This is a genomic window from Sphingobium sp. LMC3-1-1.1 (assembly GCF_040676285.1).
In the GTDB taxonomy this organism is placed as follows: domain Bacteria; phylum Pseudomonadota; class Alphaproteobacteria; order Sphingomonadales; family Sphingomonadaceae; genus Sphingobium.
Window position 1 is genome coordinate 196,832 of the sequence record NZ_JBEGHQ010000067.1, and the last position, 19,974, is coordinate 216,805.

The following is a 19,974-nucleotide window of genomic DNA, read 5'->3' on the forward strand; positions in this document are numbered from 1 at the left end:
GCGAACGAAGGTCAACTCAGGCTGCCGCCGGGCCAATCAGGTTCAATCCTGCCAGGTCCCGGCGCAGCGTGGCCGCGTCGCGGAACAGATGGCCACGCATGCCTTCCGCCTCGGCTCCGAGGATGTTCTCCTCGCGATCATCAATGAACAACGCCTGTCCCGTGTTCAAGCCGAATCGCCCCAGCGCCAGCCGGTAGATCGCAGGGTCGGGCTTCACCAGTTTTTCCGTGCCGGAAACCACAATGTCGCTGAAAAGCGCGAACAGCTCGGCTTCGCGCGCGCGAAAGGGCGCCCAGAATTCATCGCTGAAGTTGGTGATGGCGAACAGGGGAATGCCGCCTGCGTGCAGTTCGTGGACGATCTGCGGCATGCCCTCGACGGCTGGCCCTATGCTGTCGATGAACCTTTCGCCCCAGACGCGAATCAGCGCAGCCTGTTCGGGATGGCGTGCGATCAGTTCGGCGCTGGTTTCCGCGAAGGGCCGCCCCTGATCATGCTGGAAATGCCAATCCAGCGTCACGACGTCGCGGAGAAACGCATCAAGCGCCCGATCGTCATCGATCAGGCGCTCGTACAGAACCCTGGGGTTCCAGTGATACAAGACATTGCCGACATCAAAGATGACGGCAATATCCGCCATGAATCAGCCCTGGCGGGCCTTGAAGCGGCGGTTGGTCTTGTTGATGACGTAGGTGCGGCCGCGGCGGCGGATCACGCGGTTATCCCGGTGACGGCCCTTGAGCGACTTGAGCGAATTGCGGATCTTCATGGAACCAGCCTTTGAATGAATCTTGCATGATCGAAAAATCGAAGCGCAGCCCCTATGGGTGGGACGGTCGAAAGTCAAGGGCAGCCGCCCGGATTTCACCCCATTGCCTCGCTGTTCATCCTCCATGCAGCAAATCCGTGGCTTGACGCTTTTAAGGGATTAGCGGCCCGGTGTCGTGTAGAGCTTGTCATCCCCCGGAGTGCCCATCCATGCTGAATCCGTCAATGATGAAGAAGATCGCCTTTCCCGCCCTGCTCGCCCTGGGCCTGAGTGCTTGCGCCACCGCTGTTCCCCCCGTGGAAGTGACGCGATTCCACATCGAAAATCCGGCCCGCAGCGGGAGCATCGCGGTCGAGGAAATGGCCGGCAACCCCGACGTCGGCCTCGAATTCCGGACCTATGCCGCCGCCGTGGAGCAGGAATTGCAGCGCGTCGGCTTCACCAGCGCGGCACCGGGTGCAAGGAGCGACTATGTCGCGCTGGTGAGCTTCCGCCGGACGTTTCGCGAACCCGAAAGCTATGGCGCCAATGGCAAGCCGGTGAGCGTCGGCGTCGGCGGCGCCGTGGGCAGCGGCGGTTATTCCGGCCTCGGCCTGGGCATCGGCATCAACCTGTCTGGCAAGCCCAAGGGGCAGGTGTTCACCGAATTGCAGGTGCAGATTCGCCGTCGGGCCGATTCGACCACTATATGGGAAGGCCGCGCGCAGACCGGGGCAAGGGAGGGCACGCCTGCATCGCAGCCCGGCCTGGCGGCGCAGAAGTTGGCGGCGGCATTGCTGGGGGGCTATCCGGGCGAATCGGGCCAGACTATAACCGTCAAATGAGCATCTCGATCACAAGTGCCTTTGACAGTGGCAATATTCGCGTCCTTTCGATCTCCGATACCGGCACCGGCGTCCGCGCCGAGCTGGAAATCGTCAAGGACCGGCAGAGCGACTTCTACCAGTGGTTCCATTTCCGCGTGGCTGGCGTCGCCGGGCGGGAAGTCGAACTGGCGATCGTGAATTGCGGCACGTCGGCCTATCCCGATGGCTGGCCCGGCTATCAGGCGCGGTTCAGCGAGGATCGGGAGAATTGGCTGCTGGCGGACACCGGCTATGCCGACGGCACGCTGACGATCCGCCTGTCGCCCGACAGCAATGCGGTGTGGCTTGCCTATTTCGCGCCCTATTCGATGGAACGGCACCATGATCTGGTCGCCTGGGCGGCGTCGCAGCCGGGGGTGCAGCATCGCGAACTGGGGCTGACGCTGGACAGGCAGCCGCTCGACCTGCTGGTGCTGGGAGATGGACCGAAGAAGGTCTGGCTCTACGCGCGGCAGCATCCGGGCGAGAGCATGGCCGAATGGTGGATGGAGGGTGCGCTGGAGCGGCTCTGCGACGAAGAGGACGCTGTGGCGCGGCTGCTGCGCAGGGAGGCGACCTTCCATATCGTGCCCAACATGAATCCGGACGGAAGCCGTCGCGGTCATTTGCGGACCAATGCGGTCGGCATCAACCTCAACCGCGAATGGCATGATCCGTCGCTGGAGAAGAGCCCTGAGGTTTTCCTGGTGCGCAGGGCGATGGTTGAGGTCGGGGTTGACTTCGCCATGGACGTGCATGGCGATGAGGCCATTGCGGCCGTGTTCCTCGCCGGGTTCGAGGGTATTCCCTCCATCACGGAGCGTCAGTCGACCCTCTATCGCCGCTATTGCGACACGCTGGCCGCCCGGACGCCCGATTTCCAGACGAAGAAGGGCTATCCAGCGACACCGCCGGGCAGGGCGAACCTGTCCATGTCCACAAACCAGCTGGCAGAGCGCTTTGGCGCGGTGGCGATGACGCTGGAAATGCCGTTCAAGGATAATGACGACCTTCCCGATTCGGATTTCGGCTGGTCGCCTGCGCGATCAATCCAGCTCGCGAAAGATTGCCTCGGCGTGCTGGCGGAAATGATCGACGATATCTGATCTCCGACCCACGCCGGGTCAGCCGAAAATGTCGCCCAGGAAATCGGCCATCGCGCGGAAGCTGCGGCGGTCTGCGTCGGCATTATAGGCCAGGCCCTTTTCCGGCATCCTGGCGTCATGGTCGGTGAAGGCGTGGCCGGTGCGGCCATAGGCGTGGATCTGCCAATCGCATCCGGCGTCGGTGAGTTCCTTTGCAAGCGCGACAGTGGCGTCGGGCGGCGCGATCGGATCGTCCCAGCCGTGGCAGACCAGCAGCCGGGCCGCGATCTTCGCGTTGGGGAAGGGCGGTGCGTCATAGACGCCGTGGAAGCTGACGCCGGCCGCTATGTCCGCACCGGAACGGGCAAGGTCGAGCACGCATTTGCCGCCGAAGCAGAAGCCGATCGCGGCGGTTCGTGTTTCGTCTGCTTCGTCCAGTGATTTCAGCAGTGCATGAACGGCGTTCGCCCGGTCCCGCAACAGACTGCGGTCATTGTTGAGTTCGGCCATGTACCGGCCCATGTCGGGATCGGCGCGGGTGGTGCGCTTGCCCTGGCCGAAGACGTCCACGACCAGGATGGTGTAACCGAGCGCCGCGACCTTTTCGGCATAGGCAAAATCGGCCTCCTTCGTGCCCAGGACATTGGGGAAGAGAAGGAGGCCTGGGCGCGGCGCGGCGATCGCTTCGTCGAATATCGCCATGCTCTCGAACCGGCCGCCAGGCCCTTCATGTACAGTGACGCGGCGGATGATGGTCATGGAACGGCTCCTTGCTTCGGTTCAGCACGCATGTCGAACGCCGACAGGGAATTGGCAAGTTCAGCCGCCAGCCAAGTGCCGGAAGCCGGCTCCCGGCTTTCTGCCTATTGACCGTAGACGATCCGTACCTTCGACGCAGCCTCGGCCGCCAGCATGCGCGCCTTGTCGGCATCTTCCGCGACGGCGAGCGCGACGCCCATTCGGCGATAGGGGCGGGTCGTCGGCTTGCTGAACAGGCGCAGGTCGATTTCTCCTCCAGGCGTCGACAGCGCTTCGGCCAGCCCTTCGAACCGGAAATCGTCCGATTCCCGATCCGCCAATATCACCGCTGATGCCGCGGCCCTGCGCAGCGTCACTTCCGGTACCGGCAGACCCAATATGGCACGGGCATGAAGGTCGAATTCGCTCCAGTTCTGCGAGATCAGCGTCACCATGCCGGTGTCGTGCGGCCGGGGAGAGAGTTCGGAGAAGATGACATCCTCTCCCTTCACGAAGAATTCCACGCCGAAAATGCCGTAGCCGCCCAGATTGTCGACCACCTTGCGCGCCATGTCCTGCGCGGCCGCCAGCGCGGCGCCGGACATCGGCGTGGGCTGCCAGCTTTCCTGATAATCGCCGCGCTCCTGCCGGTGGCCGATCGGCGGGCAGAAACTGACGCCTTCCCGGCTGCGCACGGTCAGCAGCGTGATCTCATAGTCGAAGGCGATGAACTCCTCGACGATGACCCGGCTGCGGTCGCCGCGCATATTGGCGACGGCATAGTTCCAGGCGGCCTTCAGCTCCTCCGGCGCGCGAACCGTGCTCTGCCCCTTGCCGGAAGAGGACATGACCGGCTTGATGACGCAGGGAAGGCCAGTGTGCTCGGCGCCGGCCAGCACTTCCTCCAGCGTCTCGGCGTAGCGATAGCGCGAGGTGCGCAGCCCCAGTTCGACCGCCGCGACTTCACGGATGCGATCGCGGTTCATGGTCATGATCGTCGCACGGGCGGAAGGCACGACGGTGACGCCGCGGGCCTCGAAATCGGCCAGGACTTCGGTCCTGATCGCCTCTATTTCGGGCACCACAAAGTCGGGCTGGTGCTTCTCGATGGCCTTGGCGAGCAGGTCGGCATCCAGCATCGAGAAGACTTCATGCCCGTCCGCCACCTGCATGGCGGGCGCTCCTTCATAGCTGTCGCAGGCGATGACCTGGGCACCCAGCCGCTTGGCCGATATCACGAACTCGCGACCCAGTTCGCCTGAGCCAAGGAGGAGGATCTTCGCGGTGAAAGCCATGGGATTTCCTCAACAGCCAACGACAAATGCCGTCATGCTCCTGCCCGCGCAGGAGCATGCGCAATGCATCTTTAAAGTTCAGCGTCCATCAACGCCGGGAAGAAGCCCTCATGGGCGCCGCGCAGGTCGGTCAGGGGGACGCCCGCAACCCTGTCGCTGCCCGTTGTGCCGATCTTCGCAGCGCCCGGAATATCGACGCCCCCAGCGGCGGTCACGATGTAGCGGCCCTGATCCTCGCCAAAGGCGCCCGCCGTCGTCAGGGCGATGCTCAGTTCTGCCCCGATGCCGCTGGCCAGCGCCATTTCCGCCACCGCGACCAGCAGGCCGCCGTCCGAAATGTCGTGTACTGCGTTGACCTTGCCTTCCGCGATCAGCGACCGGACGGTTTCGGCATGGGCGCGCTCCGCCGCCAGATCGACCTTCGGCGCCTCGCCCGCCTCCCGGCTGGCGATTTCACGCAGCCAGATCGACTGGCCGAGATGGCTGCCTTCGCCACCGATCAGCCAGATCGCGTCGCCCTCATTCTTGAAGGCCACGGTCGCCATTCCATCGATGTCCTTGAGCAGGCCGATGCCGCCAATGGCGGGAGTCGGCAGGATGGCGGAGCCGCCGCCGGTCGCCTTGGATTCATTGTAGAGGCTGACATTGCCCGACACGATCGGGAAATCCAGTGCGCGGCAGGCCTCGCCCATCCCATCCAGGCAGCCGGTGAACTGCGCCATGATCTCCGGACGCTGCGGATTGGCGAAGTTGAGGCAGTTGGTGACGGCGAGCGGCGTGGCGCCGACCGCGCTGATGTTGCGATAGCATTCCGCAATGGCCTGCTTGCCGCCCTCATAGGGGTCGGCATAGCAATAGCGCGGGGTGCAATCAGTGCTGATCGCGATCCCCTTCTGCGATCCGTGGATCCGAACCACCGCCGCGTCGCCGCCTGGGCGCTGCACCGTGTCGGCGCCGACCATGTGATCATATTGCTCCCAGATCCAGCGGCGCGAAGCGATGTCGGGCGATCCCATCAGCTTGACCAGATCCGCGCCGATATCGGCACTTTCGGTTATCTCGCCCAGAGGCTGCACGCCGGACCAGACCTTGTACTCGTCCCTCGCCATGGCCGGGCGGTCGTAGAGCGGCGCATCGTCCGCCAGCGGGGCGAGCGGAATGTCGCACACCGTCTCGCCCTTGTGGACCAGCACCATGCGGCCCGTATCGGTCACATGGCCGATCACCGCGAAGTCCAGTTCCCATTTGCGGAAAATGGCTTCGGCAAAGCCTTCCTTGCCTGGCTGGAGCACCATCAACATGCGCTCCTGGCTTTCCGACAGCATCATTTCATAGGCGGTCATGCCGGTTTCGCGCTGCGGCACCTTGTCCATGTCGAGCTGGATGCCGACGCCGCCCTTGGACGCCATTTCCACCGAGGAAGAGGTCAGGCCGGCCGCGCCCATGTCCTGAATCGCGACGATCGCGTCGGAGGCCATGAGTTCGAGGCAGGCTTCGATCAGCAGCTTTTCGGTGAAGGGGTCGCCAACCTGCACGGTGGGGCGCTTCTCGTCCGAATCCTCGCCAAAGTCGGCCGAGGCCATGGTTGCGCCGTGAATGCCGTCACGACCCGTCTTGGAGCCGACATAGACGATCGGATTGCCGACGCCCGAAGCCGCCGAATAGAAGATCTTGTCTGTTTCCGCGACGCCCACGGTCATCGCATTGACCAGGATGTTGCCGTCATAGGCCGGGTGGAAATTCACCTCGCCACCCACGGTCGGCACGCCCACGCAATTGCCGTAACCGCCAATGCCACGCACCACGCCGCTGATGAGGTGCTTCATCTTCGGGTGATCGGGCCGCCCGAAACGCAACGCGTTCATGTTTGCCACCGGCCGCGCGCCCATGGTGAAGACATCGCGCAATATGCCGCCCACGCCCGTCGCCGCGCCCTGATAGGGCTCGATATAGGACGGATGATTGTGGCTCTCCATCTTGAAGATTGCTGCCTGACCGTCCCCGATGTCGACCACGCCGGCATTCTCGCCGGGACCGCAGATCACCTGCGGCCCTTCGGTCGGCAGCTTCTTCAGATGGATTCGCGAGGATTTGTAGGAGCAATGCTCCGACCACATCACGGAAAAGATGCCAAGTTCGGTAAGATTCGGTTCCCGGCCGAGTGCGTTCAGGACGCGATCATATTCTTCCGGGGAAAGCCCATGGTCAGCAACGACCTGGGGCGTGATCTGGGATGCGGTGCTGGACATGTGCGCGCCTTTAGCGGGGGAGCGTCCGATAGACAATGCTGAGGCTCGCGCGTGCGCGAAAACATGATAGCTTTGCCGGGCTGGTCGACATGAGGAAGCTTGCCTGTGGAATGGATGCTGTTGCCGTTGCGCCGCTACGCCAAATTCTCTGGCCGGGCGCGACCCCGGGAATATTGGATGTTCGTTCTGTTCCTGCTGCTCTGCTACGTGGCTATCGCGATCGTCGAAGGCGCGCTGGGCCTTGGCGCGACGCATCGCTGGTTCCAGCACGGCCCCTGGTGGGCGGCTGCCGGTTACAGCACCCGTGGCGGTCCGCTGACCGGGCCGTTCACGCTGGCGATGATCATTCCCCATGTCGCGCTTTCGGTCCGCCGGCTGCATGACACGGACCGCAGCGGCTGGTGGCTGCTGATCCTCTTCTTTCCCATCATCGGCAGCATCGTCCTGCTCATCTTCTTCATCATGGGCGGCACACGCGGACCCAATCGCTTCGGCCCCGATCCTGTCGAGGTGGGTGAGCCCGAATTCCGCTGAGGGAACTGTTTATGCAGGAGGCAGGGATCCGGCGCCCTGCTGCTGCCGGTGAGCGCCGATGCGCCGCCTGATCGGCATCGCCAAAGAAAAGGGCCGGCCTTCCGCAGGGGAAGGGCCGGCCCGGATGTGCAGGAAAAATGAAAGGTGTCAGGCCTTGCAGCTCAGCGCGCTCTTGCCCGGCAGGGTGGCGGTGATCTGCTTGCCCGTGCCCTCGACCTTGAAGCCGCTGCCTTCGAAGGGCTTGCCGGCTTCGGCCGCCGTCAGCTTGGTGGGGGCGCCATCCTTTTCGGTGCGCACGTTGACCGTCTTGTCGTCGCTCATGAAGTCGACGAAGATCAGGCTGTTGTCCTTGCAGCGATATTGATGGCTTTCCTTCACCATCGGCGGCAGCTCGACGGGAGCGGCGTTCGCCAGCTTTTCGGCCATGGGGTCGGCGGGGCCGCCCACGACTTCAGGTTCGTCATTCTTGTTGCAGGCGGAAAGCAGCGCAAGCGCCGCCACGGGGATCAGGGGGAGATAATGTTTCATAGCGGTCCTTCTATGTGCACTAGCCATGCCCAGCGTCAACGCAAAACTGCCACAAGTCCGCCAGCCTGTGGCGCGACGTCATGACGTTTTTATGAACAACCGCCGGAATCGGCCGCCGCGGGCCCATGCGGGCTTGACCGGGCGGACGGGGGCCGCCAATGCAGGGACATGGCGCAAGACAGCATGACCCAGCAGGGCGATCCGTTGCAGATGTCGTTCGAAGATGCGTTGCGCGCGCTCGAATCGATTGTCCGTCGGCTGGAGAGCGGGGATGTGCCGCTCGACGAATCCATTTCGCTCTATTCGCAGGGCGAGGAGTTGCGGAAACGCTGCATGGAACGGCTTCAGGCGGCCGAAGCGCGGATCGCCAAGCTGACCATCGATGCCAGCGGTGCGGTGACCGGCGCCCAGCCTTTCGGTTCGGACTGAGCGTGCAGCGTGCGGGAGAGGCGTCCATGAGCGGAGCCGACTCCGTCTTGCCCCCGGCGATCGGCCTGGTGGCTGGCCGCGCTGCGGCGGTGGCGGCCGACATCGACCGGCTGTTCGACCTGCTGCTGGCGGTTCCCGAGGATCCGCGCGCGCGCCTGTACGAGGCGATGCGCCATGCCGCCATGGGCGGGGGCAAGCGGCTGCGCCCGCTGTTGGTGCAGGCGGCCAGCGACCTGTTCAACATCTCGCGGGTTTCGGCGCTGCGCGTCGGCCTCGCGGTCGAGTGCATCCATGTCTATTCACTGGTGCATGACGATCTGCCGGCGATGGACGATGACGATCTTCGCCGGGGAAAGCCGACCGTGCACAAGGCGTTCGACGAGGCGACGGCGATCCTGGCGGGCGATTGCCTGCACGACCTGGCCTTTGAAGTGCTGGTGGATGAGGAGACGCATCCCGACCCCTTCGTCCGGGTGGAACTGGTGAAGGCGCTGGCCCTCGCCAGCGGCACCAGCGGGATGGCGGGCGGCCAGATGATGGACCTGGAGGCGGAAAAGACCAGCTTCGACCTGCCGACCGTCACCCGGCTCCAGCAGTTGAAGACCGGCGCGCTGATCGGCTTTTGCGTGGATGCGGCGGCGATCATGGCCCGTATCCCGCCGGAAGGGCGGACGCGCCTGCACGGCTATGCGCGCGACATCGGCCTTGCCTTCCAGATCGCGGACGACCTGCTCGATGTGGAGGGGGACGCCGCGCTGGCCGGCAAGGCGCTGGGCAAGGACGCGGCGGCGGGGAAGGAAACCTTCGTCTCGCTGCTGGGGGTGGATCGGGCGCGGGAACAGGGACGCCTCCTGGTCGAACAGGCAAAGGCGCATCTGCACGGATTCGGGCCGGAGGCCGATCTGTTGCGCGCCATCGCCGACTATATCGTGGAAAGGGATCGCTAGGGGCATGAGCAGGCAGAGGGTGGGGGTCTATCCCGGCACATTCGATCCGATCACCTTGGGTCATATGGACATCATCCGGCGGGGCGCGAAGCTGGTCGACAAGCTGGTGATCGGCGTCACCACGAACATCTCCAAATCCCCGATGTTCGCCGACGAGGAACGGTTGGAGATGGTGCGGCGCGAATGCGCCGACATCGACACGGAAATCGTCGTCACCGGCTTCAACTCGTTGCTGATGGACTTTGCCGAATCGCAGGGAGCGAGCGTCATCATCCGGGGCCTGCGCGCCGTCGCGGACTTCGAATATGAATATCAGATGGCGGGGATGAACCAGCAGATCAACGGCCGGGTGGAAACCGTTTTCCTGATGGCGGACGTTTCCTTGCAGCCGATCGCATCCCGCCTGGTCAAGGAAATCGCGCTCTATGGCGGGCCGATCCACAGGTTTGTCAGCCCCGCCGTGCGCGCGGAGGTGGAGGCGAGGGTTGCCGCCATTGGGCGGAAAGGGCAGGGCTGAAGGCTCCACTCAGCCTTCGTTCAGTTGCCAATCGCGAAGAGGGCGCTATCAGGGGCAACTCAGCACCTGGGCAAAATTTGAGGAAAGCTTCATTCATGCGGTTCACGTCGGCGCTCAAGACCGTGGCGATCGGATTCGCCCTCTATGCATCGAGCGGCGCGGCGCTGGCCCAGGGCGGCGGGCGCAATGCCGAGGAAATGAAGAAGGAAGAAGCGGCCGTACGTGCGGAGCAGACCGCCAAGCAGCTCGGCTTGGACCCCGCGTCCAAGCTGCCGCCGGCCACGGTGCCTGTCGACCCCCAGAATATATGGGATCTTGACCTGTCGAGCGGTGGCCGCGTGCGCATCCAGTTGCGTCCCGACATCGCGCCGGCCCATGTCGAGCGGATCAAGGAGCTGACGCGCCAGGGTTTCTATAATGGGCTGAAGTTCCACCGCGTCATCCCCGGCTTCATGGCGCAAGGCGGTGATCCCAAGGGCGACGGGACCGGCGGTTCGACGCTGCCGGACCTGAAGGCCGAGTTCAACCCGATGCCGCATCTGCGCGGCACCGTCTCCATGGCCCGCGCCCAGAGCGAGGACAGCGCGAACAGCCAGTTCTTCATCGTCCTTCTGCCGCGCATGCAACTCGACAAGAAATATACGGTGTTCGGCCGGGTGATCGAGGGCATGCAATATGTCGACGCCATCCATGAGGGCGAGCCGCCCGCCGATCCGACGATCATCCTACAGGCCTCTATCGAAAGCGACGGCAAGCCGCCGGTGACGGCACTGCCGACGCCGCCCGCTCCGCCGGTGCCGTCGATCATCGCGCCCCCGGCCAAGGCGCCCGCGAAGAAGCCGGTGGCGCAGAAGAAGAAATAACTCTCCCCGTCCGGCGGGGCATCAACCATGCGCGTAGACCTGTTCGATTTCGACCTGCCGCCCGATCGCATCGCGCTCCGGCCCGCCTCTCCGCGCGATTCGGCCCGGCTGCTGCTGGTGTCGGGCGATGCGCCGTTCCAGGACCGAATCGTGCGCGATTTGCCGGACCTGTTGCGTGCTGGCGATGTGCTGGTGTTCAACGACACCAAGGTCATACCGGCCCAACTGGAAGGCGTGCGCGGTCAGGCGAAGATTGGCGCGACGCTCCACAAGCGGCTTGGTCTGCGCCAATGGCAGGCCTTTCTGCGCAACGCCAAGCGGGTGCGGGACGGCGACCGGATCGATTTCGGCAACGGCGTCAGCGCTGTGGCCGGCCCGCGCGATGAGGAGGGCGGCGTCACGCTCCGTTTCGAGGGGGATGAGCCGGTCGAACTGTTGCTGGAACGGGCAGGCCGGATGCCGCTGCCGCCCTATATCGCCAGCAAGCGCCCCACCGACGAGCGTGACCGCAGCGATTACCAGACCATGTTCGCGCGGGAGGACGGCGCGGTCGCCGCCCCCACGGCGGCATTGCACTTTACGCCCGAACTGATGGCGGCGGTGGAGAAGGTGGGGATCCGGACTGAAACGCTGACCCTGCACGTCGGCGCCGGCACCTTCCTGCCGGTCAAGGCCGAGGATACGGACGATCACCGGATGCACGCCGAATGGGGACGGATCGACCAGGCGACGGCTGACCGCCTCAACGCGGCGCGGGCGGCTGGCGGCCGGCTGATAGCGGTCGGCACCACCAGCCTTCGCCTGCTGGAAAGCGCAACGGGGGAAGATGGCATCGTCCGTCCCTTCGCCGACGAGACCCGGATATTCATCACACCGGGCTATCGTTTCCGGGCGGTGGACGGGCTGATGACCAATTTCCACCTGCCCAAATCGACCCTGTTCATGCTGGTCAGCGCCTTGATGGGCACGGAAGAGATGCAGTCGGTCTATCGGCATGCCATCGATGGGGATTATCGTTTCTACAGCTATGGCGATTCCAGCCTGCTTCTGCCAAAGCGCTGAGGACGGCGGGCTGGCTGTCGATGCGATGCAGCCCCGTTCCTCCGGCGGGCACGATTTTCTGCGGCGCCGCATTGTTGAACCCTTGAAAGTCGCACTGGCGCGCTGCCATGTCTGGCGTTAAGCTTTTCCTTGATGACGATTGACCCGCTGGTGCTGTTGCAGGCTTACGCGATCGGCGTGTTTCCCATGTCCGATGATCGCGAGGCTGACGAGGTTTACTGGATCGAGCCAAAACAGCGGGCGATCATGCCGCTCGACGGCTTCCACATTTCCCATTCACTGGCCAAGACGATCCGGCGGGAGCGGTTCCGGGTGACCGCCAATCGCGATTTTGCTGCCATAGTCAGGCTCTGCGCCGAAGCCGCGCCGGATCGGCCCTCCACCTGGATCAATCATCCGATCGAGCGGGCCTATCGCCATCTGCATGAAATTGGTTTCGCCCACTCCGTTGAGGTGTGGGAGGGGGAGGAACTGGTCGGCGGCCTGTATGGCGTGGCGCTGGGACGGGCGTTTTTCGGGGAAAGCATGGTGTCGCGGCGCACCGACGCGTCGAAGGTGGCACTCGCCTGGTTGACCGCTCGCATGCGTTTTGGCGGTTTCACCCTGCTGGACTGCCAGTTCATGACCGATCATCTGCGGTCATTGGGCGCGATCGAGATCAGCCAGCGCGACTATCTTCAATCATTGGCCGGCGCGTTGGACGGGGTGGCGCTGGGGGCTGGGCGGGGCGTGCTGGCGACTGGCTCCGGCGTCTGGGCAGAGCTGGCATTCTCCCCGCTGGCGGGGGACGCATTGGCGCGCGCGCCGTCGGGCACGTCACCCTTGTCGCCCAGCTTCACCGTATCGGGGCCGGTTTCGGGCCACGACATCGTGCAGCTCCTGACCCAGACGTCATAGATCGGGTGCTGCACGACGTTGCGGTCCGGTCTTTCCCGGAACAACCAGCCGGAAAAATTGCGGCGCCATTTATTGTCGGCCGTGCTGCGAACGTCGAGCTGAACGAAGGCACCCGTTTCCTTCACATTTTCCCAGGGCGCTGTGGTTTCGCAGGCTTGCAGCCGAACAATGGCATCGCCCACGCGCAGCGCTTCGCCCGGCTTCATCGTCAGGTCGGTGGTGATCCCGTTGCGCTTGTTGAGCAGGCCGATCACCGCCACCCGCTCGTTCATCGGCGTGCCGGTGAGGCGAGACTCGTTGCCATTGCGGATTTTCTGCCCCTCGATTCGAACAGGACCGCTCTGGTTCTGTGTCGGCAGGTCGTCGCCGCCGCAACCGGCCAATATCAGGGTACAGCCGAGAATCGGCAGGAAACGTCCCGCCGGGCGCCGCATCATGGTGCGTCGGGGCTCCATGCCTCGTAATCGCCGGTGGCCTTCTGGCGCAGGCCGCCCTTTTCCAGCGCGCCGCTGGGGCGATAGGCCTGGGCCGTGCCGGTGGCGTTGGGGGTGAAATCCTTTTCCCAGATGCGCGGCGGCGGCAGGAAGCTTTCCGGCGCGCCCTCGATCGAATGGTGCAGCCAGCCATGCCATTCGGCCGGCACGCGGCTGGCATCGTTCGCGCCATTATAGATGACCCAGCGACGGGTCAGTCCATTGGGGTCCGTACCGCCTTCATAATAGACATTGCCCTGATGGTCCTCACCCACCTTGCTGCCCTTGCGGGAGGTGTAGAGCGCGGTGCCGATGGTCGCGCCATCCCACCAGGTGAAGATCTTGCCAAGGATTCCCATGGGCCAAGCGCTTAGCCGTTGCTGCCCGCGCTTGGCAAGGCGGTTCTGGTCAGCGGGGGCAGAAATTGAGGGGGTTTGCGGGCAGGGACACGGTGCAGTCGCCCCATTGCACATGGTTGCCCTCCCTGATGCCCAGTTCCGCCGCCCTGCCGCCGCGCAGTTCAAGGACGGCGGCGACCGGGATGCCAGCGGAGACCGGCTCGCGGGAATAGGGGGCGGCGTTCGCCTTCAGGAAAGCGATGCTGCCGTCGGTGTGGATGAACAGCATATCGAGCGGGATCAGCGTGTCCTTCATCCAGAAGCTGGCGGTACGCGGTGGGTCCATCGGGAACAGCATGCCAGCGTCAGGAGCGATCGATTGCCGGAACATGAGGCCGCGTTCCTGCTGTCTTTCGGTGAGCGCAACCTCCACCGTGAAACGGTGCGAGCCATCGGCGGTGCGGATGGTGAGGGGCAGGGCGCTGATCTGCCGGGCAGAGGAGGTGTTTTCCGCCTTGGGAGCGTTTGGGGAGCATGCGGCCAGCAGCGTTGCGACAAGGAGAAGGGAAAGGCGCTTCATGATCGGGGAGTAGCGCAGCTTTGCGTTTGAAAACAGCATGACTGTCTGGCGGCCGCATGCAGAGCCGGGCTGGTCCGTGCAGCTTATGTCTCCGCTTCCGGTACTTCCCCCGGCGCGGCGTCGACCCAGAGCCGGGCGGTGGCATAATCATGCCCCGCGCGCAGGAAGGCGGCGATCCATTTTTCCCGCTGCCCGGGGTCTGGCCGCTCCTGCGCATAGGGTCCGATCCGCTTGCGGCGGGCAAAGCGGTCGGCGGCGGACCAGCTCTCCTTTTTCGTCTGGGCGTCGGCTTCTTCGCGGTCGGTTTCTGCTATGCCGTCGGCGCGCAGGGCTTCCGCGACCCTGCGCGGGCCATAGCCGCGGCGGCTGAGTGCGCCGCTTTTCATCACCGCATAACTCGCATCGTCGACATAACGCAGTTCGCTCAACCGATCGACCAGCGCCTGCTGATCGGCGGGCGCCTCTCCCGTCCAGCCGCGTTCCCTGATCTTGCGGCCGAGATAGGCGAGCAGCTTCGCCCGGCTCGTGGCGAAGCGCCCGACATAGCGCAGCGCCAGTTCGCGCAAGGCCTCTTCATCGAGCGGGGGAGGGGAGCGTTTATCGGCCATGGCAATGCTTCATGCCTCCGCCGCCTTGATTATGCCACAGTCGGGCCGGAATTTTACCGCCCCTTATACGGTAAAAGCCCAAGCTGGAATGCAACTATCCGGTGCAAAGAGGCTTGAAAGCTGTTAGCGGCGCGCCGGAATATGACAAACATGACATTGGGTGACACCAATATGACGGGTTCGCAAAGCATGATGGCACCGACGCCGACCACCGACGACCTGCCCCGCCGCTTCTCGGATTTCGAGACGCTGGGGGAAGCGCTGGATTATGCTGCGACCGGGCGGCGGGGTCTGAATTTCCACGATGCCCGTGGAAATCTGGCCCGGCCCTATCCCTTTTCGGAGCTGCGGGCCGATGCCGTCGCCTGCGCGCACCGGCTGATCGCCCATGGGGTGAAGCCGGAAGATCGCGTGGCGCTGGTCGCAGAAACGGGCGCCGATTTCGCGCAGCTTTTCTTCGGCATCGTCTACGCTGGCGCCTGGCCCGTGCCGTTGCCGCTGCCGACCAGCTTCGGCGGCAAGGAAAGCTATATCGACCAGCTGAATGTTCAGCTGTCGAGCTGTGACCCGATGCTGTTCCTCTTTCCCAAGGAACTGGAGGAGATGGCGGGCGAGTCCGGTCGGCAGAAGAATGTCGAGAGCATCGCCTTCGAGGATTTCATCGCGCGGGATGTCGTGCCCTGCGACCTGCCGCAGGCGAGGGGCGAGGAGATCGCCTATCTGCAATATTCGAGCGGTTCGACCCGTTTCCCCCATGGCGTCGCGGTCACGCATCATGCGCTGCTCAGCAATCTTGCCGCGCACAGCCATGGCATGGAATTGCAGGACAGCGACCGCTGCATCAGCTGGCTGCCCTGGTATCATGACATGGGGCTGGTCGGCTGCTTCCTGTCCGTGGTCGCCAACCAGGTGTCGACCGACTATATGAAGACCGAGGATTTCGCGCGCCGTCCGCTGGCGTGGCTGGACCTCATCAGCCGCAATGAAGGCACCTCGATCAGCTATTCGCCGACCTTCGGCTACGACATCTGTGCGCGCCGCATGTCCAGCCAGACCAAGGCGCAGGATCGCTTCGACCTGTCGCGCTGGCGGCTGGCGGGCAATGGCGCGGATATGATCCGCCCCGACGTGATGCAGAGCTTCGTCGATGCATTCGGCGACGCGGGGTTCAGCCCCACGGCCTTCCTGCCGAGCTATGGCCTGGCCGAGGCGACGCTGGCCGTCACCATCATGCCGCCGGGCGAGGGGATCATCGTCGAACTAGTCGAGGAAACCGACCTCTCGGGCGGCGACGCGACCGAGGGCCGTCCGCAGCGTTTCCGTTCCATCGTCAATTGCGGCAAGCCCGCGCGCGGCATGATCGTGGAGATTCGGGACGAGGATGGCGGCCTGATGAACGAGCGCCAGATCGGCAAGGTGTGGACCACCGGCCCATCGCTGATGGTCGGCTATTTCCGCGATCCTGAAGCGACCGAAGCCTGCATGGTCGACGGTTGGCTGGACACGGGCGACATGGGGTATCTCAGCGACGGCTATCTCTACATCGTTGGCCGCGCCAAGGACATGATCATCATCAACGGCAAGAATCATTGGCCCCAGGACATTGAATGGGCGGTGGAGCAGCTCCCCGGCTTCAAGCAAGGCGACATCGCGGCCTTCGCGATCACCACGCCGGGTGGTGAGGAAGCGCCCGCGGTGCTGGTGCATTGCCGTACCTCCGACAATGACGAACGCACGCGGTTGCGCGACCAGATCCGTGAACGGGTCCGCGCGATCACCGGCATGAACTGCGTTGTGGAGCTGGTGCCGCCACGCACTTTGCCGCGCACCAGTTCGGGCAAGCTCAGCCGGTCGAAGGCGCGCAACCTCTATCTGACCGGCGAAATCCGGCCTTACGATATCGCAGCCTGACCCCTTGCGCGGCAGCGCTGGCGGTATCGCTTTTTTCGCCTTCCCGTGCGCCGCTGTTACGGATTGCTAACTGCTTGCTGCTAATCCGACCGGGTGAAACGCGGGCAAGGGCCATCTTCTGAACCGATTTCTCGGGAGCGGATATCGCTTCGAGCCATGATGGGTCTCGTCATTGTGCCGGGCGACGCCGCCGAGCGCGTGCTCGCCGCACAATTGCGCTCGGCCGATGATGTTGCGCTTCTCCGGCAGGCAATGAACGTCTTTGGCCTGCTGTTCCTCTGGCAGGTTTTCGGCCACCATGGATCCGTACGGGGGCTGATGCTGTGGAGCGCGGCCTTGCTCTTCTCCATGGTCATCGGCGCCTTTCTGCGGCGCAGACGGAATGGCGCGGCCGCAAGCGTTGCCGATCTCCGGCTCCATGGCTTTACCGGGCTGCTTCATGGCCTCATCTGGGCGACCTGCATGATGACGCTTTCCTCGGGGCACGGTGCTTCCCTGCTGGTGGCGCACTGGACGCTGATCAGCTGCATCATGGTTTGCGGCGCGATCAGCTATGCGGCCACTCCGCTGGCGGCGACAGGCTTCCTGCTGCCCTGCATCGTCGGCCTCTGTTTTCTCTTCGATGCGCGGGATCAGACGCCGCTGCTTGCCCTTGCCACCAGCTACGCCCTGTCGCTTCTGGTCGGCTGCTTTCTTTATGCGCGGACTTTCGCCCGGCAGCATAGCGCCAGCGTGCAGTTGGAGGAAAAGAGCGAGGTCGTCAGCCTGCTGCTGCGCGAATATGAGCATGGCGCGTCCGATTGGCTGTGGCAGACCGATCCGGCGCGGCGGTTGAGCGACGTATCGCCGCGCCTCGCCGAAATGCTGGGCCGTACCCCGGCCGAGGTGGAAGGGTTGTTGCTGGTGCAATTGCTGGCAGGCAGTGCGTGGGAGAGCGGCCTGTTCCCCACCGAGCTGCATGCGCTGGCGGGCCATCTGATGCAGCGGGAAAGCTTCAGCAATATCGTGCTGCCGGTTGAGCAGGATGGCGCGGTGCGATGGTGGGAACTGTCCGCCTCCCCACGTTATGACGAGGGCGGTGCCTTTCTCGGTTTTCGCGGTGTCGGCTCCGACATTACCGAGCAGCGGGAATCGGCGGATCGGATCGCGCAGCTCGCCAGGTTCGATCCCCTGACTGGCTTGCCGAACCGGACTCATCTGCGCGACGTGCTCGATCAAAGCATGAGCGGCGCGGCATCACGGGGGCCGGTGCGTGCTGGCTGCTGCGCTTTCCTGATGATTGACCTCGATCGGTTCAAGGCGGTGAACGACACCTTGGGTCACCAGATCGGCGACCAGCTGCTGACCCAGGTCGCGCGCCGGTTGCGATATATTTGTTCCGGCGCGGAATTTTGCGGGCGGATCGGCGGCGATGAATTTGCCGTGGTCATCACGCAATTGGGAGACAATCAGGACGTCGAAAAGCTGGCTGCCAGGATCATCAATGGCCTTTCCGCGCCCTATCAGGTCGACGAACATACGCTTTACGTGGGCGCGTCTGTCGGATCGGCCGTGTCGCCGCAGGACGGTCATGAATCAGAAGCGCTGATCCGGAGCGCGGACCTTGCCCTTTATCGAGCGAAGGGCGACGGGGGCGGCGTGCATTGCCCCTATGAACCGCAATTGCATGCCCAGGCGGAGGAGCGGCGCCAATTGGAATTGGCGCTGCGGGATGCGCTGGAAAAGAATCAACTGCATGTGCTGTTCCAGCCGGTGGTGGAAGCGCGGCAGGGGAGTGTCGTCGGGTTCGAGGCGCTGGTGCGCTGGACCCACCCGGACATGGGACCGATCTCACCGGCAAAGTTCATTCCGGTCGCGGAAGAGGCGCGGCTGATCGGACCGATCGGCGAATGGGTGCTGCGGACCGCATGCAAGGAAGCGGCATGCTGGCCTGAGGATATACGGATCGCGGTCAATGTCTCGGCCCAGCAGCTTACCCATCCCAGCTTTGTCGGCGCCGTGGTGTCGGCGCTTGCCCAAAGCGGCCTGGAGGCGCGGCGGCTGGAGCTGGAAGTGACCGAAAGCGTGTTCGTCAACGCTGATACCGGAGCGCTCAAGATCCTGGACCAATTGCGAGGGTTGGGCGTCCAACTGTCGCTCGACGATTTCGGCACAGGCTATTCCTCGCTCGGCTATCTCAGCCGAACGCGGTTCGATACGATCAAGATCGATCGCAGCTTCGTGGTGGGCGCATCGAACAACAAGGCCGAGAGTCTCGCGATCATGCGCGCGGTGGTCACGCTGGCCGAAAGCCTGGACATGGCGACCACCGCGGAGGGTGTCGAAACCGAGGCCGAACTGGCGATGGTCCGTGGTTTGGGCTGCCACAAGATTCAGGGCTTCTATTTCGGGCGGCCCATGCCGGCGGCCGAAGCGGCGGCGCTCTTTCCGGCACGTCAGGCACGGGCCAGCGCCTAGAGCGATTTTCGAGCGATCGGAACCGATTGCTGGTTAAAAGCGCGGAAAACAAGCGAACCTGCTCTCAACCTCCTAACGTTTCTGAACCTGCCGCTCGATCATCGTCCAAAGTCCCGCAAAGGCCTGAGCGGGCGGGGACGAACTCGCAAAAGCGCCAAGCGGCTTGCGACGAACAGCCATTTGCTCAACCGCGCTGGCCATGGGAATGGCTGGCCAGCCGGGTTGCGCTTCCAGCGCAGCGCGGTGCAGCGCGCGGCGGCGATCGACCATGGAATAGACCGGCATGATCGGTGGGTGGTTGCCGCCGCGCTGCACCAGATAGCGGGCGACTTCTCCCATGGCCCGCTGGGCCAGGGGAGAGGGGATGACGGGAATAACGATCATGTCGGCCGCCCGCAACACCTGCTCGCTGGTTTCGGTCAGGCCGGGCGGACAATCCAGGATGATGCGGTCATAATCCTTGCCCAGGCTCTCGATCAGCTTGGCGAGACGTTTCTTCTTGTCCATCTCCCGGAACAGATGGTCGAGGCTGCGCAGCGAGGTGTCCGCGGCGATCAGGTCCAGGCCCGGCACGGTGGACCGCTGGATCAGCTTGCGAACCTCCACATCCTTGCTGAAGATCGCGTGCGCGGCATCGCGGCTTTCGCTGTCGGTGGAGATCAGCCAGCTTGACGCGGCTTGCGGATCGAGATCCCAGAGCAGCGTTCGCCGCTTCGAGATGCTGGCCGACGCCCAGGCGAGGTTGATCGCGAAGGTGGTTTTCCCAACTCCGCCCTTCAGGCTGTAAACGGCGATGGTCGCCACTTGCGGTTCCTTTGCCATGTGCGGAGGCTATCTTGCTGCACCGCC

Annotated in this window: 21 protein-coding genes and 1 pseudogene; 11 read left to right on the top strand and 11 right to left on the bottom strand. The window is 64.1% G+C overall.

From position 1 onward, the window contains the following. Positions 1 to 16: 16 nt before the first annotated feature. Positions 17 to 640 (bottom strand): HAD family hydrolase, encoded by a 624-nt coding sequence (locus MRBLMC3_RS20930; protein ID WP_363737995.1) that lies wholly within the window; start codon positions 638 to 640, stop codon positions 17 to 19. Between the two features lie 3 nt (positions 641 to 643). Then, a complete protein-coding gene (ykgO, locus tag MRBLMC3_RS20935) occupies positions 644 to 769 on the bottom strand; it encodes a type B 50S ribosomal protein L36 (protein ID WP_004210176.1) in 126 nt (41 codons plus the stop codon). 209 nt (positions 770 to 978) lie between these two features. On the opposite strand from ykgO, the gene MRBLMC3_RS20940 reads away from it, so the two are divergent. Beyond that, complete coding sequence (locus MRBLMC3_RS20940) at positions 979 to 1,593, top strand: DUF4136 domain-containing protein (protein ID WP_363737997.1); 615 nt, start codon at positions 979 to 981, stop codon at positions 1,591 to 1,593. Next, positions 1,590 to 2,720 carry a M14 family metallopeptidase gene (locus MRBLMC3_RS20945; RefSeq protein WP_363832050.1) on the top strand — a complete coding sequence of 377 codons (1,131 nt, stop codon included), beginning with the start codon at positions 1,590 to 1,592 and terminating at the stop codon, positions 2,718 to 2,720. Before MRBLMC3_RS20940 ends, MRBLMC3_RS20945 begins: the two co-directional genes overlap by 4 nt. Positions 2,721 to 2,738: 18 nt before the next feature. Here the strand turns inward: MRBLMC3_RS20945 and MRBLMC3_RS20950 are convergent, their stop codons facing one another. From MRBLMC3_RS20950 to purL, 3 genes are all read right to left on the bottom strand, one after another. After that, complete coding sequence (locus tag MRBLMC3_RS20950) at positions 2,739 to 3,458, bottom strand: dienelactone hydrolase family protein (RefSeq protein ID WP_363832053.1); 720 nt, start codon at positions 3,456 to 3,458, stop codon at positions 2,739 to 2,741. A gap of 104 nt (positions 3,459 to 3,562) precedes the next feature. Then, positions 3,563 to 4,732, bottom strand: coding sequence for a formate-dependent phosphoribosylglycinamide formyltransferase (gene purT / locus MRBLMC3_RS20955; RefSeq protein WP_363738003.1), 1,170 nt, complete (start codon positions 4,730 to 4,732; stop codon positions 3,563 to 3,565). 71 nt (positions 4,733 to 4,803) lie between these two features. Then, positions 4,804 to 6,981 carry a phosphoribosylformylglycinamidine synthase subunit PurL gene (purL, locus tag MRBLMC3_RS20960; protein WP_363832056.1) on the bottom strand — a complete coding sequence of 726 codons (2,178 nt, stop codon included), beginning with the start codon at positions 6,979 to 6,981 and terminating at the stop codon, positions 4,804 to 4,806. Positions 6,982 to 7,095: 114 nt separating this feature from the next. Here purL and MRBLMC3_RS20965 point away from each other — a divergent pair, with 114 nt between their 5' ends. Continuing rightward, positions 7,096 to 7,515 (top strand): DUF805 domain-containing protein, encoded by a 420-nt coding sequence (locus MRBLMC3_RS20965; protein WP_363832109.1) that lies wholly within the window; start codon positions 7,096 to 7,098, stop codon positions 7,513 to 7,515. A 147-nt stretch (positions 7,516 to 7,662) separates the two neighbouring features. Here MRBLMC3_RS20965 and MRBLMC3_RS20970 read toward each other — a convergent pair whose 3' ends face one another. After that, positions 7,663 to 8,043 carry a hypothetical protein gene (locus tag MRBLMC3_RS20970; protein ID WP_363832058.1) on the bottom strand — a complete coding sequence of 127 codons (381 nt, stop codon included), beginning with the start codon at positions 8,041 to 8,043 and terminating at the stop codon, positions 7,663 to 7,665. A gap of 168 nt (positions 8,044 to 8,211) precedes the next feature. On the opposite strand from MRBLMC3_RS20970, the gene MRBLMC3_RS20975 reads away from it, so the two are divergent. The 6 genes from MRBLMC3_RS20975 (at position 8,212) to aat (ending at position 12,758) form a co-directional block, all read left to right on the top strand. Continuing rightward, on the top strand, positions 8,212 to 8,472 hold the full coding sequence (locus MRBLMC3_RS20975; protein ID WP_133653287.1) for an exodeoxyribonuclease VII small subunit: 261 nt from the start codon (positions 8,212 to 8,214) through the stop codon (positions 8,470 to 8,472). A gap of 26 nt (positions 8,473 to 8,498) precedes the next feature. After that, a complete protein-coding gene (locus MRBLMC3_RS20980) occupies positions 8,499 to 9,419 on the top strand; it encodes a polyprenyl synthetase family protein (RefSeq protein ID WP_363832061.1) in 921 nt (306 codons plus the stop codon). A 4-nt stretch (positions 9,420 to 9,423) separates the two neighbouring features. Beyond that, positions 9,424 to 9,936, top strand: coding sequence for a pantetheine-phosphate adenylyltransferase (gene coaD / locus MRBLMC3_RS20985; RefSeq protein WP_363756220.1), 513 nt, complete (start codon positions 9,424 to 9,426; stop codon positions 9,934 to 9,936). A gap of 95 nt (positions 9,937 to 10,031) precedes the next feature. After that, positions 10,032 to 10,799: a peptidylprolyl isomerase gene (locus MRBLMC3_RS20990; RefSeq protein WP_363738010.1), complete on the top strand. Its 768-nt coding sequence runs from the start codon at positions 10,032 to 10,034 to the stop codon at positions 10,797 to 10,799. A gap of 27 nt (positions 10,800 to 10,826) precedes the next feature. Continuing rightward, entirely contained in the window at positions 10,827 to 11,861 is a 1,035-nt protein-coding gene (gene queA, locus MRBLMC3_RS20995) for a tRNA preQ1(34) S-adenosylmethionine ribosyltransferase-isomerase QueA (protein ID WP_363832064.1), read from the top strand. 132 nt (positions 11,862 to 11,993) lie between these two features. Further along, complete coding sequence (gene aat / locus MRBLMC3_RS21000; protein WP_363738014.1) at positions 11,994 to 12,758, top strand: leucyl/phenylalanyl-tRNA--protein transferase; 765 nt, start codon at positions 11,994 to 11,996, stop codon at positions 12,756 to 12,758. Between the two features lie 35 nt (positions 12,759 to 12,793). Here aat and MRBLMC3_RS21005 read toward each other — a convergent pair. From MRBLMC3_RS21005 to MRBLMC3_RS21020, 4 genes and pseudogenes are all read right to left on the bottom strand, one after another. Next, positions 12,794 to 13,213 (bottom strand): annotated as a pseudogene (locus MRBLMC3_RS21005) (DUF2155 domain-containing protein); the annotation flags it as partial. Next, positions 13,192 to 13,590, bottom strand: a complete 399-nt coding sequence (locus MRBLMC3_RS21010) for an NADH:ubiquinone oxidoreductase subunit NDUFA12 (RefSeq protein ID WP_363832066.1) — start codon at positions 13,588 to 13,590, stop codon at positions 13,192 to 13,194. The pseudogene MRBLMC3_RS21005 and the gene MRBLMC3_RS21010, both read right to left, overlap by 22 nt. A gap of 49 nt (positions 13,591 to 13,639) precedes the next feature. Continuing rightward, positions 13,640 to 14,149 (bottom strand): DUF192 domain-containing protein, encoded by a 510-nt coding sequence (locus MRBLMC3_RS21015; protein ID WP_363832112.1) that lies wholly within the window; start codon positions 14,147 to 14,149, stop codon positions 13,640 to 13,642. A gap of 83 nt (positions 14,150 to 14,232) precedes the next feature. Further along, the gene (locus MRBLMC3_RS21020) at positions 14,233 to 14,757 is read right to left on the bottom strand and encodes a regulatory protein RecX (RefSeq protein WP_363832069.1); all 525 of its coding nucleotides are present in this window, start codon (positions 14,755 to 14,757) and stop codon (positions 14,233 to 14,235) included. 150 nt (positions 14,758 to 14,907) lie between these two features. On the opposite strand from MRBLMC3_RS21020, the gene MRBLMC3_RS21025 reads away from it, so the two are divergent. Next, complete coding sequence (locus MRBLMC3_RS21025) at positions 14,908 to 16,668, top strand: fatty acyl-AMP ligase (RefSeq protein ID WP_363832071.1); 1,761 nt, start codon at positions 14,908 to 14,910, stop codon at positions 16,666 to 16,668. A gap of 156 nt (positions 16,669 to 16,824) precedes the next feature. After that, positions 16,825 to 19,125: a putative bifunctional diguanylate cyclase/phosphodiesterase gene (locus MRBLMC3_RS21030; RefSeq protein ID WP_363832074.1), complete on the top strand. Its 2,301-nt coding sequence runs from the start codon at positions 16,825 to 16,827 to the stop codon at positions 19,123 to 19,125. Positions 19,126 to 19,197: 72 nt separating this feature from the next. Here the strand turns inward: MRBLMC3_RS21030 and MRBLMC3_RS21035 are convergent, their stop codons facing one another. Continuing rightward, positions 19,198 to 19,947: a ParA family protein gene (locus tag MRBLMC3_RS21035; protein ID WP_363832077.1), complete on the bottom strand. Its 750-nt coding sequence runs from the start codon at positions 19,945 to 19,947 to the stop codon at positions 19,198 to 19,200. Positions 19,948 to 19,974 lie beyond the last annotated feature (27 nt).

Coding starts and splice junctions, on each gene's coding strand:
- MRBLMC3_RS20930 (WP_363737995.1), bottom strand. CDS start 640: ATGGCGGATATTGCCGTCATCTTTGATGTCGGCAATGTCTTGTATCAC.
- ykgO (WP_004210176.1), bottom strand. CDS start 769: ATGAAGATCCGCAATTCGCTCAAGTCGCTCAAGGGCCGTCACCGGGAT.
- MRBLMC3_RS20940 (WP_363737997.1), top strand. CDS start 979: ATGCTGAATCCGTCAATGATGAAGAAGATCGCCTTTCCCGCCCTGCTC.
- MRBLMC3_RS20945 (WP_363832050.1), top strand. CDS start 1,590: ATGAGCATCTCGATCACAAGTGCCTTTGACAGTGGCAATATTCGCGTC.
- MRBLMC3_RS20950 (WP_363832053.1), bottom strand. CDS start 3,458: ATGACCATCATCCGCCGCGTCACTGTACATGAAGGGCCTGGCGGCCGG.
- purT (WP_363738003.1), bottom strand. CDS start 4,732: ATGGCTTTCACCGCGAAGATCCTCCTCCTTGGCTCAGGCGAACTGGGT.
- purL (WP_363832056.1), bottom strand. CDS start 6,981: ATGTCCAGCACCGCATCCCAGATCACGCCCCAGGTCGTTGCTGACCAT.
- MRBLMC3_RS20965 (WP_363832109.1), top strand. CDS start 7,096: ATGCTGTTGCCGTTGCGCCGCTACGCCAAATTCTCTGGCCGGGCGCGA.
- MRBLMC3_RS20970 (WP_363832058.1), bottom strand. CDS start 8,043: ATGAAACATTATCTCCCCCTGATCCCCGTGGCGGCGCTTGCGCTGCTT.
- MRBLMC3_RS20975 (WP_133653287.1), top strand. CDS start 8,212: ATGGCGCAAGACAGCATGACCCAGCAGGGCGATCCGTTGCAGATGTCG.
- MRBLMC3_RS20980 (WP_363832061.1), top strand. CDS start 8,499: ATGAGCGGAGCCGACTCCGTCTTGCCCCCGGCGATCGGCCTGGTGGCT.
- coaD (WP_363756220.1), top strand. CDS start 9,424: ATGAGCAGGCAGAGGGTGGGGGTCTATCCCGGCACATTCGATCCGATC.
- MRBLMC3_RS20990 (WP_363738010.1), top strand. CDS start 10,032: ATGCGGTTCACGTCGGCGCTCAAGACCGTGGCGATCGGATTCGCCCTC.
- queA (WP_363832064.1), top strand. CDS start 10,827: ATGCGCGTAGACCTGTTCGATTTCGACCTGCCGCCCGATCGCATCGCG.
- aat (WP_363738014.1), top strand. CDS start 11,994: ATGACGATTGACCCGCTGGTGCTGTTGCAGGCTTACGCGATCGGCGTG.
- MRBLMC3_RS21010 (WP_363832066.1), bottom strand. CDS start 13,590: ATGGGAATCCTTGGCAAGATCTTCACCTGGTGGGATGGCGCGACCATC.
- MRBLMC3_RS21015 (WP_363832112.1), bottom strand. CDS start 14,149: ATGAAGCGCCTTTCCCTTCTCCTTGTCGCAACGCTGCTGGCCGCATGC.
- MRBLMC3_RS21020 (WP_363832069.1), bottom strand. CDS start 14,757: ATGGCCGATAAACGCTCCCCTCCCCCGCTCGATGAAGAGGCCTTGCGC.
- MRBLMC3_RS21025 (WP_363832071.1), top strand. CDS start 14,908: ATGACATTGGGTGACACCAATATGACGGGTTCGCAAAGCATGATGGCA.
- MRBLMC3_RS21030 (WP_363832074.1), top strand. CDS start 16,825: ATGATGGGTCTCGTCATTGTGCCGGGCGACGCCGCCGAGCGCGTGCTC.
- MRBLMC3_RS21035 (WP_363832077.1), bottom strand. CDS start 19,947: ATGGCAAAGGAACCGCAAGTGGCGACCATCGCCGTTTACAGCCTGAAG.